The organism is Streptomyces sp. NPDC054866, assembly GCF_053610745.1.
Genome location: NZ_JBSGZA010000001.1, coordinates 1,740,635 through 1,753,785, shown reverse-complemented (window position 1 = coordinate 1,753,785; position 13,151 = coordinate 1,740,635). Strand labels below are relative to the sequence as shown.

At 69.9% G+C, this 13,151-nt stretch carries 9 protein-coding genes; 4 read left to right on the top strand and 5 right to left on the bottom strand.

Annotated features, from left to right (window positions below):
- Nucleotides 1–108: 108 nt before the first annotated feature.
- Nucleotides 109–2,070 (bottom strand): M13 family metallopeptidase, encoded by a 1,962-nt coding sequence (locus ACWGI2_RS07565; RefSeq protein WP_453399163.1) that lies wholly within the window; start codon nt 2,068–2,070, stop codon nt 109–111.
- 60 nt (nt 2,071–2,130) lie between these two features.
- Nucleotides 2,131–4,365: an ATP-binding cassette domain-containing protein gene (locus ACWGI2_RS07560; protein WP_453399210.1), complete on the bottom strand. Its 2,235-nt coding sequence runs from the start codon at nt 4,363–4,365 to the stop codon at nt 2,131–2,133.
- 247 nt (nt 4,366–4,612) lie between these two features.
- Between ACWGI2_RS07560 and ACWGI2_RS07555 the strand changes: the two genes are divergently transcribed.
- Together ACWGI2_RS07555 and ACWGI2_RS07550 are read left to right on the top strand one after the other, a co-directional pair.
- Nucleotides 4,613–5,758 (top strand): S1 family peptidase, encoded by a 1,146-nt coding sequence (locus tag ACWGI2_RS07555; RefSeq protein WP_453694452.1) that lies wholly within the window; start codon nt 4,613–4,615, stop codon nt 5,756–5,758.
- A gap of 177 nt (nt 5,759–5,935) precedes the next feature.
- The gene (locus ACWGI2_RS07550) at nt 5,936–6,946 is read left to right on the top strand and encodes a DUF3048 domain-containing protein (RefSeq protein ID WP_453694451.1); all 1,011 of its coding nucleotides are present in this window, start codon (nt 5,936–5,938) and stop codon (nt 6,944–6,946) included.
- Nucleotides 6,947–7,039: 93 nt separating this feature from the next.
- Here the strand turns inward: ACWGI2_RS07550 and ACWGI2_RS07545 are convergent, their stop codons facing one another.
- Complete coding sequence (locus tag ACWGI2_RS07545; RefSeq protein WP_453399166.1) at nt 7,040–9,268, bottom strand: MMPL family transporter; 2,229 nt, start codon at nt 9,266–9,268, stop codon at nt 7,040–7,042.
- A gap of 368 nt (nt 9,269–9,636) precedes the next feature.
- On the opposite strand from ACWGI2_RS07545, the gene ACWGI2_RS07540 reads away from it, so the two are divergent.
- A complete protein-coding gene (locus tag ACWGI2_RS07540) occupies nt 9,637–10,806 on the top strand; it encodes a hypothetical protein (protein WP_453399167.1) in 1,170 nt (389 codons plus the stop codon).
- 178 nt (nt 10,807–10,984) lie between these two features.
- On the top strand, nt 10,985–12,013 hold the full coding sequence (locus tag ACWGI2_RS07535; protein WP_453694450.1) for a tetratricopeptide repeat protein: 1,029 nt from the start codon (nt 10,985–10,987) through the stop codon (nt 12,011–12,013).
- Nucleotides 12,014–12,032: 19 nt separating this feature from the next.
- Here the strand turns inward: ACWGI2_RS07535 and ACWGI2_RS07530 are convergent, their stop codons facing one another.
- Nucleotides 12,033–12,419 (bottom strand): PPOX class F420-dependent oxidoreductase, encoded by a 387-nt coding sequence (locus ACWGI2_RS07530; RefSeq protein WP_453399169.1) that lies wholly within the window; start codon nt 12,417–12,419, stop codon nt 12,033–12,035.
- 147 nt (nt 12,420–12,566) lie between these two features.
- A complete protein-coding gene (locus ACWGI2_RS07525) occupies nt 12,567–13,067 on the bottom strand; it encodes a hypothetical protein (protein WP_453399170.1) in 501 nt (166 codons plus the stop codon).
- Between the last annotated feature and the right edge of the window lie 84 nt (nt 13,068–13,151).

Sequence of the window (13,151 nt, the reverse complement as noted above, 5' to 3'; positions counted from 1 at the left end):
GTGTGGCAAGGGCACGTCAATGCTTCTGTCAGGATCCTCAGGATCCACGGTCAACGCGATCAACGCGGGGACGGTGGCCGCGGCAACAGCGCCGCGGCCACCGGGAGTTCACCAGATCCTGACGCGCTCCGCCCGGTCCAGCCAGAGGCCGTCACCGTCCGCCGTCCCGAACGCCTCGTGGAACTCGTCGAGGTTACGGACGATGTTGGCCCGGAACTCCGGCGGCGAGTGCGGGTCGATGGTGAGGTACTGCTGCTCCTGCTCCTTGCGGCGCTTGGTGCGCCAGCAGTAGGCCCAGTTCATGAACAGCCGCTGCGAGCCGGTCAGGCCGTCGCTCGTAGGCACGGGGTCGCCATTGAGCGCGATCTTGTACGCCGTGTGCCCGATGGTCAGGCCGCCCAGGTCGCCGATGTTCTCGCCCACCGTCAGCGAGCCGTTGACGAACTCGCCGGGGAGGTTCCGGGGCGAGAACGCGTCGTACTGCTTGACCAGCGCCTTCGACTTCGCCTCGAACGCGGTCTTGTCGGCCGCCGTCCACCAGTCGTTGAGGTTGCCCGCGCCGTCGTACTGCGCGCCCTGGTCGTCGAAGCCGTGGCCGATCTCGTGGCCGATGACCGAGCCGATGCCGCCGTAGTTCTCGGCGGGGTCGGCGTCGGGCGAGAAGAACGGCTTCTGCAGGATGCCCGCGGGGAAGCAGATCTCGTTGGTGCCCGGGTTGTAGTACGCGTTGACCGTCTGCGGCAGCATGAACCACTCGTCGCGGTCCACCGGCGCGCCGATCTTGGCGAGCTGCCGGTCGGACTCGAAGGCGGCCGCCGCGTGCGCGTTGCCGAGCAGGTCGTCGGCGGAGACCTCGAGGGCCGAGTAGTCGCGGAAGGTGTCGGGGTAGCCGATCTTGGGACGGAACGTGGCGAGCTTCTCGTACGCGCGCTCCTTCGTCTCGTCCGTCATCCAGTCCAGGCGGGCGATCGACTGGCGGTAGGCCTCCAGGAGGTTGGCGACGAGGTCGTCCATCATCGCCTTGGAGCTCGGCGGGAAGTGCCGCGCCACGTACTCCTTGCCGACGGCCTCACCGATGGAGCCCTCGACGAAGGCGACCGCCCGCTTCCACCGGGCGCGCAGCTCCGGGGTGCCGTTGAGGGTGCGGCCGTAGAACTCGAAGTTGTTCCGGACGAACGCGTCCGTGAGGTACGGCGCGCAGGAGCGGAGGACCCGGACCAGCGTCCAGTCCCGCCACTGCTCGATCGGCACCTCGGCGAGGACCGCGGACAGGTGACGGAGGTAGGACGGCTGGCGGACGCACGTCTCGGCGATGGTGGCGTCCGAGCCGCCGAGCCCCTCGGCGTAGCCGCGCCAGTCGAAGTGCGGCGCCAGGGTGATCAGTTCGTGCAGGGTGGTGAGGTTGTAGGTCTTCTGTACGTCACGCGTCTCGGCCCGCTCCCAGTGTCCCGCGGCGAGACGGGTCTCCAGGGCGAGGACCGTCTGCGCGGCCTCGGCGGGCGAGGCGTGCTGCCCGAGCGTGAGCAGCTCGGTGAGGTGGGCGACGTACTTCTCGCGGATCTCGGCGAACTTCTCTTCGCGGTAGTACGACTCGTCGGGCAGGCCGAGCCCGCCCTGGAGGATGTTGAAGAGGTAGCGGTCGGAGTTTCGGTCGTCCGAGTCGATGTAGGAACCGAAGAGACCGGAGCCGCCGGTCCGCTCGAAGCGGCCGAGGAACGCCGCGAGCTCCCGGGTGTCCCGCAACCCCGCGACCTCGTCGATCAGGGGCTGCGCCGGAGCGAGCCCGCGGGCGGCGATCGCCTCCTCGTCCATGAAGGAGGCGTACAGCGTGGCGATCTTGCGCGCGTCATCCGGGACGGCGCCGGCCGAGGCGGCCGACGCGAGGTCCTGGATGATCACCTGCACTTGTTCCTCGGCCGTGTCGACCAGCTGCACAAAGGGGCCCCAGCTGGAGCGATCCTCGGGGATCGGCTCGTTCTCCAGCCAGTGACCGTTGACGTGGCCGAACAGGTCGTCCTGCGGCCGGATCTCAGGGTTCATGCCCGCGCGGGCGTCATCCAGCATGCTCATTCACGCACCCTACGCGGACACGCCGCCCGAGCACGATCGGCTTGTACCGCCGACCTGGCCTCAGCCCGCGACGTACTCCCGCAGATGCCGCGCCGTCACCGTCTCCCCCTCGGCCACCAGGTCCGCGGGCGTGCCGGTGAACACCACTTGGCCACCGTCGTGGCCGCCGCCGGGGCCGAGGTCGATGATCCAGTCCGCGTGCGCCATCACCGCCTGGTGGTGCTCGATGACGACGACGGAGTTGCCGTCGTCGACGAGCCGGTCGAGCAGCGCGAGCAGCTTGTCCACATCGGCCAGGTGCAGTCCGGTCGTCGGCTCGTCCAGGACGTACGTCGATGACTTCTCGGCCATGTGGATGGCGAGCTTGAGGCGCTGGCGCTCGCCGCCGGAGAGGGTGTTGAGGGGCTGGCCGAGCCGCAGATAGCCGAGCCCGACATCGCTGAGGCGGCCGAGGATGGTGTGCGCCTGGCCCGAGGGGAAGAAGTCGTGCGCCTCGGCGATGGACATGCCAAGTACCTCGCTGATGTTCTTGCCGCGCAGCCGGTAGGTGAGGACCTCGGCCGTGAACCGCTCCCCGTCGCACTTCTCGCAGACGGACGCGACCCCGGCCATCATCGCCAGGTCGGTGTAGATGAGCCCGATGCCGTTGCACTTCGGGCAGGCGCCCTCCGAGTTCGCGCTGAACAGTGCCGCCTTGACGCCGTTGGCCTTGGCGAACGCGGTGCGGATCGGGCCGAGCAGTCCGGTGTAGGTCGCCGGGTTCGAGCGCCGCGAGCCGCGTATCGGCGACTGGTCGGCCACGACCACGCCATCCCGCCCGGAGAGATAGCCGTGGATCAGCGAGCTCTTGCCGGAGCCCGCGACTCCGGTGACCACGGCGAGCACGCCGAGCGGGATGTCGACCTCGACGTCCTTGAGGTTGTGCAGATCGGCACCCTTGATGGACAGCTGCCCCTTGGGCACACGCACCTGCTCGCGCAGCCGGGCGCGGTGCTCCAGGTGCCGCCCGGTCAGCGTGCCGGAGGCGCGGAGCCCGGCCACATCGCCGGTGAAGCAGATCTCGCCGCCCGCCGTACCGGCCCCGGGTCCGAGGTCCACCACATGGTCGGCGATGGCGATGACCTCGGGCTTGTGCTCCACCACGAGCACGGTGTTGCCCTTGTCGCGCAGCCGGATCAGGAGGTCGTTCATGCGCCGGATGTCGTGCGGGTGCAGGCCGATGGTCGGCTCGTCGAAGACGTACGTCACGTCGGTGATGCTGGAGCCGAGGTGGCGGACCATCTTCACGCGCTGGGCCTCGCCGCCGGAGAGCGAGCCCGATGTGCGGTCCAGGCTCAGATAGCCGAGCCCGATCTCGACCAGCGATTCGAGCAGCTCGCGCAGGCTCGCGATCAGCGGCGCGACCGCGGGGTCGTCGAGGCCGCGTACGAACGCGGCCAGATCGCTGATCTGCATCGACGAGCAGTCGGCGATGTTCAGGCCGTCGATCCTCGACGACAGCGCGTCCGCGGTCAGACGCGTGCCGTCGCAGAGCGGGCAGCGGGCGAACACCACGGCCCGGTCCACGAAGGCCTTGATGTGGGACTGGAGGGAATCGCGGTCCTTGGCGAGCCACGTCCGCTGCATCTTGGCCACGAGGCCTTCGTACGTGAAGCCGTTCGAGCCGACCTTCACCTTGACCGGGGCCTTGTGCAGGAGGTCGGCCCACTCCTGCTCGGTGAAGTCCCTGAGCTTCTTGTCGGGGTCGTAGAAGCCGGAGTTGACCATGATCTGCCAGCTCCAGGAGTCCACCGCGTAGTACGGGACGGTGATCGCGCCCTCGTTCAGCGAGAGCTCGCGGTCCACGAGCTGGTCCACGTCGACGGTGGAGGCCTCGCCGGTGCCCTCGCACTCGGGGCACATGCCTTCGGGCAGGTTGAAGCTGAAGGCGCCCGACGTCCCGATGTGCGGGACGCCGAGGCGGCTGAAAATAATCCTGAGCATGGTGTACGCGTCGGTGGCCGTGCCCACCGTGGAACGCGAGTTGGCGCCCATCCGCTCCTGGTCGACGACGATCGCCGCGCTGAGATTGCGCAGGCCGTCCACGTCGGGGCGGCCCAGGCTCGGCATGAACGACTGGACGAACGCGGTGTACGTCTCGTTGATCAGGCGCTGCGACTCGGCGGCGATGGTGCCGAAGACGAGCGAGGACTTTCCGGAGCCCGAGACTCCGGTGAAGACGGTGAGGCGCCGCTTGGGGATGTCGAGGGACACGTCCCGCAAGTTGTTCTCGCGGGCGCCTCGCACCTGAATCACGTGGTGGCTGTCGGCGGGGATGACCGTCACTGATGCTCCTTGACCTGAACCGGGCAGAAGGAAAAGCGTACACCGTACCCAGTCTTCGTCGCGCAGGAATTTCCGGCTCCAATTGCCGCTCGGGAACGCCCAGTTGGTATGGACATGACCGCCAGACCGCTCTTATGCTCCGCCTGAACTCATCGTGAGAGCGCTCTCATCACCCTGTTCCTCCCCACCCCGATGGAACGACAGAAAGGGCACCGCCATGAGACGCAGAACCGGAGTCCGCATCGCCTTCTCCTCCTTACTCCTGGTCGGCACGTGGGCGAGCGCCTCGCTCACCTCCACCGCCGGGGCCGCCCCCGCACCCTCCGCTCCCCCGGCCTCCGCGGGCATGCTCACCGCCCTGCAGAACGACCTCGGACTCACCGCGAGCCAGGCGCGCGCCCGTCTCGCCGCCGAGAAGACCGCGATCCGCGTCGACCGCGCGGCGCAGCGGACGGCCGGATCCACGTACGCCGGATCCTGGTACGACGCGGATACCGCGAAGCTGACCGTCGCCACCACCAGCGCGGGCAAGGCCGCCGCCCTGCGCGAGACCGGCGCGACCGTCCGCGTGGTCCGCCACAGCGCCAAGGAACTGGACGCCGCCAAGGAGCGCATCGACGCCCTGTCCGCGCCCAAGGGCGTCAGCAGCTGGCACGTGGCGCCGCGCGGCAACACCATCGTGGTGAACGTCGTCGCCGCTCAGAAGGACGACAACGATGTCCGGCGCTTCGTCGACCGCGCCCGGAAGGCGGGCCCCGTCAAGGTCGAGACCGTCGGCAAGGCACCGAGCACCTTCGCCGCGGGCACCGTGGGCGGCGACCCCTACTACACCGGCAACGTCCGCTGCTCCATCGGCTTCTCGGTGCACGGCGGCTTCGTCACCGCGGGCCACTGCGGGCGGGCCGGAGCCGGGGTGCGCGGCTGGGACGGCTCGAACATCGGCAGCTTCCAGGGCTCCTCGTTCCCCGGTGACGACTACGCGTACGTCAGCGTGGGCAACGGCTGGTGGACCGTCCCGGTGGTGCTCGGCTGGGGCACCGTCCCCGACCAGCTCGTCCGCGGTTCGGCCGAGGCACCCGTGGGAGCGTCGGTCTGCCGCTCCGGCTCCACCACGCGCTGGCACTGCGGCACTGTGCTCGCCAAGAACGAGACCGTCAACTACAGCCAGGGCGCCGTCCACCAGATGACCAAGACGAGCGTCTGCGCCGAACCCGGCGACTCCGGCGGCTCGTTCATCAGCGGCGACCAGGCCCAGGGCGTCACCTCCGGCGGCTGGGGCAACTGCAGTAGCGGCGGCCAGACCTGGCACCAGCCGGTCAACGAGATCCTCGGGCGCTACGGCCTGACCCTGCACACCGCCTGACAGAACCGCGCCGGGCCCGCGGGAGGGCCCGGCGCGTACGCCGCTGCGGTGAGTCCTGGCGGCTGGATGGCCCTAACCGGGTTCACCGCACTTGCCCCGGAGGAAGGACTGCGGCTGCCACTGCCAGGAACGAACTGGTCCCGGAACCGCGCGTTCGGGGACGAACGGAGAACCGCGATGACAGCTAAGGCCTCTCGTGTGGATCAGGCCGGATCAGGGAGCCGGGCCCGCCGCCGTACCCGCGTCGGCACACGCCTTCTCGCCACCGTCGCCGTGGGCGCGCTCACCATGGGAGCCGCACACGAGAGCGCACCTGCGGACACCGGGGCCCCGCCCCTGGAACGGTCGCCCTTCACCGGGAAGAGGGCGGATCAGGGACCGGTCCTCGCGGTGAAGTTCGACAACGCGCGCATGGCCCGGCCGCACACCGGTCTCGCGCAGGCGGACATCGTCTACGTGGAGAAGGTCGAGGGCGGCATGAGCCGCCTGATGGGTGTGTACTCCAGCCGGCTGCCCGAGGCCGTCGGCCCGGTGCGCAGCGCCCGGGAGTCCGACGTCGAGCTGCTGCGGCAGTTCGGCCGCCCGGCCCTCGCCTACTCGGGGGTGCGCAGCTCGCTCAACAAGATGCTCAACCGGTCCCCGCTGTACGCCCGCTCGCCCGGCCGCCTCCCGGGCGCCTACACCCGCGACGCCAACCGCCCCGCCCCGCACAACCTCTTCGTACGCCCCGAGGCGGTGCTGCGCTCGGCCCCGAAGGCCGACCACGCCGCCGACATCGGCTTCCGCTTCGGCCCGGCCCCGACCGGCGGCAGCCCCGCCACGGCGCGGACCGTCCGCTACTCATCGGCCAGCCACACCTTCAGCTGGTCGCCACAGGAGCGCCGCTGGCTGGCGTCCTTCGACGGGGCCCCGGCCCGCGGCACCTCGGGGGCGCGTCTCGGAGCGAGGACGATCGTGATCCAGCACGTGGACATGCCCCCGTCGCGCTACAAGGACGTCAACGGCGCGGCGACTCCGTACATCAAGACGGTCGGCAGCGGCAGGGCGACCGTCCTGCGGGGCGGCAAGGCGTACGAGACCCGCTGGAAGCGGTCGAGCCCCGAGGGCGGCACGACCTTCACGCTCTCCAACGGACAGCGGATGCCCTTCGCCCGCGGGCAGGTCTGGATGGTCTTCGCGGACCGCTGACCCTGGCCGCCGGTAGCCCAGGACAGGCGTCAGCCCGGTGACCGTGATCGGTCACCGGGCTGACGTGCGTACTCCTCACGGAGCGTCAGATGCTCAGCCGCGTACGGACTCCAGCTCCCGGTCCTGGTCGTCCTCGCGTGCCGCGGGGAAGTCGCCGAGCTGCTTGTGCAGCTTCTCGCCCTCCACGTCGACGTTCGGCAGCGCGCGGTCGAGCCACTTCGGCAGCCACCAGGCCTTGTTGCCCAGGAGGGCGAGCACGGCCGGGACGATCGCCATGCGGACGACGAAGGCGTCGAAGAGGACGGCGATGGCCAGACCGAAGCCCATCATCTTGATCATGTCGTCGTTCTCCATGATGAAGCCGGAGAAGACGCTGATCATGATGACCGCCGCGGCGGCGACGACCCGTCCGCCGTGCGTGAAGCCGGTGACGACGGCCTCGCCGGCGCGCGCCCCGTGGACGTACGCCTCACGCATGCGGGTCACGAGGAAGACCTCGTAGTCCATCGCGAGGCCGAAGACCACGCCGATCATGAAGATCGGCATCATGCTCATGATCGGGCCGGGCTGGTCCACGCCGACGATGTCGGCGAGCCATCCCCACTGGAAGACCGCGACGACCGCGCCGAGCGCGGCGGCCACCGACAGGAGGAAGCCGAGCGCCGCCTTGAGCGGTACGAGGACCGAGCGGAAGACCAGCATCAGGAGCAGGAAGGCCAGGCCGACGACGAGTCCCAGGTAGGGCAGGAGCGCGTCGTCCAGGGTCTGCGAGAAGTCGATGGTCATGGCGGTGGCGCCGGTGACCAGGACCTCGGAGCCGGTCTTGTCCCCGAGACCGTCGACCGTCGAGCGGATCTCCTTGACGACGCCCTCGGTCTTGTGGTCGCTCGGGCCGGTCGTCGGTACGACGTTGAAGATCGCGGTGTCGTCGGACTTGTTGCCGTTCGCCGGTGTGACGGCGGCGACGCCGTCGATCTTGGCGATCTCCTTGCCGACGGTGCCGGCCGCGGCGGCCGCACCCTTGTCCTTGTCGGTGTCGACGGTGACCATCAGCGGGCCGTTGAAGCCGGCGCCGAAGGACTCGGACAGCATGTCGTACGCCTTGCGCTGCGTGGTGTCCGGCGCCGACGTGCCCTCGTCGGGCAGGCCCAGCTCCAGGCTGGCCATCGGGACGGCGGCGGTACCGAGGCCGACCACGGCGAGCAGCAGCACCGGAAGCGGGCGGCGCAGCACGAAGCGTGCCCAGCGGGTGCCCAGCTTCGGCTTGGCGTTCGGGTCCTGCAGCTCGGACGGCGCCTTCTTGCGGTCCTTGCGGCGCAGCACCTTCTTGCCCGCGAAGCCGAGCAGCGCGGGGATCATGGTGAGCGCGATGAGGACGGCTATCGCGACCGTGCCGGCCGCGGCCAGGCCCATCTTCGTGAGGATCGGGATGTTGACGATCGCCAGGCCGGACAGCGCGACGATGACGGTGAGTCCGGCGAACACCACGGCGGAACCGGCGGTGCCGGTGGCGCGGCCCGCGGCCTCCTCCGGCTCACGGCCGTCGGCGATCTCCGCCCGGTAGCGGGAGACGATGAAGAGCGCGTAGTCGATGCCGACGGCGAGGCCGATCATCATCGCGAGCGTCGAGGTCGTGGCGGAGAGGTCGAGCAGGCTGCCGAGGGCCGCGATGCCCGAGACTCCGATGCCCACGCCGATGATGGCGGTGAGGAGCGGCATGCCGGCGGCGATCATCGAGCCGAAGGTGATGATCAGGACGACCGCGGAGACCGCGATGCCGATGAGTTCGGCGGTGCCGCCCATCTCCTGCTCGGCCATGACGGCGTCGCCGCCGGTCTCGACGGTGAAGCCCGTCTTGCGGGTGTCGTCGGTGGCCTTGGTCAGCGCGTCACGCGCCTTGTCGGTCAGCTCGGGGGCGGCCACCTTGTACGTGACGGACGCGTACGCGGTGGTGCCGTCCTTGCTGACGGCGTTGGCCTTGAAGGGGTCGGCGACCTCGGAGACCTGCGGACCTGCGCCCAGCGTCTTGACCAGCTTCTCGACGTCGGCCTTGGGGCCGGACTCGGTCAGCTTCTCGCCCTCGGGGGCCCGGATGACGACACGGGCCGTGGCGCCCTCCGCGCTGGCCGCGGGGAACTTCTCGTCGAGGAGGTCGAAGGCCTTCTGGGACTCCGTCCCCGGCATGGAGAAGGAGTCTTCGGGCGCCGCGGGCGCCGCGGACGCGGAGAAGATGACAGCGACGAGCAGCACCACCCACGTCAGTGCCACATAGCGGCGTCGCCGGAAGGCGAGGCGGCCCAGTTTGTAGAGGAACGTAGCCACGGCGAAGGGGCTCCCGTCGGTTTCGGCAGGCGGAGTGAGACCCCCCGGGGGCACGATCAGCGCACGTCAGGGCGGTCAGCAGGTTTCCTCTCAATAGTCCAGGCCCTATCCGGTCCGGAAGTCAGACTCAGAGTCGGACTCTGCGCCCACGGGCGCTGTAGTGCCGTGCACGCTGGGTCATCCTCGGGGAGGAGACGTGATCAAGATGTGTAGGACCCACACCGCGCGCCCGGTCACCGGAGGCTTCGCCTCCGCGCCTTGGGGCACCTGTTACCCCGGAGCAACTCGCCCTCATAACACCTCAATAGGAGAGATAAGGTGTCGAGTCAGCTCTCAGATACTTGTCATCACCATCCAGGAGAACCTTCGTGACTCTTGCCATCGCGCCGTCTGAAGCCGCCCCGTCGCCGGAGGTGCCCGAGGCGGTGGCCCGGGACGCCCGCGAGTTCGGTGCCTACGCGCGGACCGGCGGCTGGGCCTTCGCCCTCAAGGTGGCGCGCAGTGTGCGCCCCGGCGGGCAGGGCGCCGACGAGACGCCGAAGGTCTCGGCGAAGGAGTTCAGCGATCTTGCCGGCTGCTCGGCCGAGCGCGTCATGCGCTACTACAAAGCCTGGGACAAGGCCGCTGACGATGGCCTCGTACCCCACTTCGAGGCGCTCACGCCCGGCGAGGACATCGAACTTCCGGACTCCGACGTCTGGTTGACGTACTACGCCTCCCGCTCCAGCGCCCTCTCCCCGCGCGGCACCGCGATCACGGAGGCCGCCGAGGCCGAGGGCATCCGCCCCACCAAGGCCCTGGAGGTCGCCGAGAACCCCACCGCGCTGCGGGCCGCGATCCTCGCCGACCCCGGGACCGCCGAGGCGGCCCGGCGCGCGCTGATGGACCGGCTCGAGGAGGACCCGGCGCTGCGCACCGAGCTCGTGCGCGACATCGTGCGGGCCGACGACCTCAAGAAGGCGGTCGCGGCCGAGGCGAAGGCGGGCGACCGCGTCGACTACGTACGCCAGATCGTCGACAAGGGGCAGGTCAAGACGCCGGCGGGGCAGCTGATCGACGCGCCCGCCGAGCTGAAGGAGGAGGCCGAGCGGCATCTGTCCCTCATCGACGAGCTCGACGACGGCGAGGATTCCGGCGAGTGGGCCCGCGAGGCGTACGACACCGTGAAGGACCTGGTCGCCCAGACCGTCCAGAGCGACCCGCAGCTGCGGGTGCAGGAGCGCCGCGCGAAGTTCTACAGCAGCCTGCAGAAGGCGACGAAGGTCTTCGAGGAGCTGACCTTCGACGATGCCGAGGCCGAGGACATCTACGAGGACGACATGCTGCGGCGCCTGGAGGAGCTGCAGCAGTCGATCGCCGCGTGCATCACGGCGCTCCAGGCGGCGACGGCGGGCTCGGCTGCCGCCGGTTCCGCCACTGCCGGTGCCACCGCCGCTGCAACTTCTGACGCCGTCGCTGCCGCTTCTGACGCCGTCGCCGTCTTCGACGACATGCCCGTCTTCGACGACACGGCCGACGCCGCGCGGGACGCCGGCTGACGACCGCGGGCCCCACCCTCCCCGTACATCCCGATGATGACCATGGCCTCTCCCGTAGCCCTGGAGTCGTACGGAATGACCCATACGCGGAGGGATTCGCCGCACCCCGCCCCGCTCGTAGCTTCTTGATCAACGTACGGAGACCGGCGTACGGAGTTGATCGAGAGGTCATGGATCTATGCACGGCAAGGCATTCGCGCCCGAATACCAGGGCGAGTTGGGCGCGGCACTCGGGGTGAACTCCTCCTACGAGGAGGTGCTGACGGAGGCGGACCGCGCCCTCTCCCGGGCGGACACCGCACTGGAGAGGGCGCGGGCCGCACTGGCCCTCGCCGAGGCCAACCGGCGGCTCGGCCAGGTGGACGACGCGGGCTCCGCCTGGCGCCAGAGCTACCGCAGCGCACGCGTCGCGGGGGACGCGGGCGCCATGGCCTGGGCGCTGTGGAGCGGCGGCACGCTGGCCCGCCAGTGCGGCCAACTGCGGCTCGCCCGGCGTCTGTTGGCCTGGGGAGTCGAGCTGGCCGCCGACAGCGGCGAGCGGCTCGCGCACGGCTACGCACTCGCAGGGCTCGCCGAGACGGGACGCATCCAGGGGGACTACGCGGCGGTGGCCGCCCTCCACGAGCAGCTCCTGGAACAGGGCCGGGCGCACGGGGAGGCGCGGCACATGGTGTGGGCGATGTCCGGCATAGCCCAGATGCGGCGGAACACCGGCGACTACGCCGAGGCGCTTGAGCTGTTCGAGGAGTGCGTCAGGATCTCGGCCGACGCGCAGGACGCGCGGGGGCGCGCCTGGTCGCTGCGCGGTGTCGCCGACGTCCTCTCACTGCGGGGCGAGGCGGAGAAGGCGCTCGCGCTGCTCTCGGAGGCGGAAGTGATCTGCCGCGCCATGGATCTGGCGAGCGCGCTCGCGTACAACCACAAGATGCGGGGCAACGTCCTTTATCGGGACGGGAGTTACGCCGCGGCCCGCGAGATGTACGCCATCGCCCTGGAGGAGTTCGACGCCATGCGGGAGCCGCGCGGCGCGGCGCTGTCCCGCCTCGGCCTCGCCAAGTCGCGGGCCCGGCTCGGCCGCGACCGGAGCGAGACGCTGGCCGAACTCACCGAGCTCGAAGCCGACTTCGCACGCATGGGGCTGCGGCAGGCGCGGGAGGCGGCGATCGACTTCCGGAACGAGATGGCCGGGGAGCTGAGCAGGACGTGACGCGGGGAGCGCCGGGGCGTCACTGCGCTGGTGTGATGCGGATGCCGACCGTCCCGCTCGTGCCGCGCCGGAGCTTGCTGCCGAGCAGCGTGAGGCGGCCGATCAGGCCGTACTTGCGCGCGAGGAGGGTGCGGTAGCGCGCGGTGGTCTCCGGATCGCAGATCTCGGCGGTGGCGGGGATCGACTCGCCCGTCGGGTTGCCCCGCAGGTCGCAGGGGCCGATCAGGACGTCGGCGCGGTTGCGGATCCGCTTGACCTTCCAGGAGTCCGCGACCGTCCAGATGCCGAGCGCGTCGCCGTCCTCGACGACCCAGACGGGGCTCGGCACCGGGGTGCCGTTCTTGCGGTAACTGGTGACGAGCAAATACTTCCCGGCGCCGAGCCCCGCCTGCGCTACCTCGTCCACTTGACCGCTCCCGACCTCATTTGTTGACCCACGTACGAACCGCCGACCGTGCGGATGCTACTCGCGATCACGTTCGCCTGGCGCGAGTGGGCCCCGCCCGCGGGCCACGGAGCGATCCGGGGCCCGCGAGCGCGTGGCGCGTGGTGCTCAGGCGCCCCAGGTGCCCTGGTTGACGGCGCAGTTCCAGCCGTTGCCGTGGACCTTGAACTTCACTTTGTACGAGCGGGTGTTCAGCAGACGCGTCTTGACCCTGACCCCGAGGCTGGCCTTGCCCGCCAGGCTCTTGTCGTAGACGGAGACGGTCTTCGAGGTCTTGTGCGTGATCTTGCCGCCCTTCGCCTTCGCCGTACCGAAGCGGACGTTCTTGACGTTGCTGACGGTGAAGGTGACCTTCTTGAAGCTCTTGGTGCTCTTGTTCTTGAGGCCGAAGTACAGGCCGTCGCCCTTCACCCATCCACCCGGGCCGATGTAGAACCGGGACGTGTAGACGATGTCGATCGGGCAGCCGGCGCTCTGCGCCGAGGCGGTCGACGCCTTCGGTGCCTTCGGCGCGTCCGCCGCTGACGCCGATCCGGCCAGGCCGAGCTGAGCGGCCGTGAGGGCCCCTGCCGTGGCCAGGACTGCGGCGGTCGTACGTGCGTGGTTCATCAAGGCTGGTGCCTTTCCCCCTGCGGGCCTTTCGGGCCCAACTGTCAGAATGATGCGATGGATGCGCACAAGGTGGTCCGCGTC

Excerpts from the sequence above, each read along its gene's own strand:
- ACWGI2_RS07550 (WP_453694451.1), top strand. The coding sequence starts at position 5,936 with ATGACAGCTAAGGCCTCTCGTGTGGATCAGGCCGGATCAGGGAGCCGG.
- ACWGI2_RS07555 (WP_453694452.1), top strand. The coding sequence starts at position 4,613 with ATGAGACGCAGAACCGGAGTCCGCATCGCCTTCTCCTCCTTACTCCTG.
- ACWGI2_RS07525 (WP_453399170.1), bottom strand. The coding sequence starts at position 13,067 with ATGAACCACGCACGTACGACCGCCGCAGTCCTGGCCACGGCAGGGGCC.
- ACWGI2_RS07535 (WP_453694450.1), top strand. The coding sequence starts at position 10,985 with ATGCACGGCAAGGCATTCGCGCCCGAATACCAGGGCGAGTTGGGCGCG.
- ACWGI2_RS07565 (WP_453399163.1), bottom strand. The coding sequence starts at position 2,070 with ATGAGCATGCTGGATGACGCCCGCGCGGGCATGAACCCTGAGATCCGG.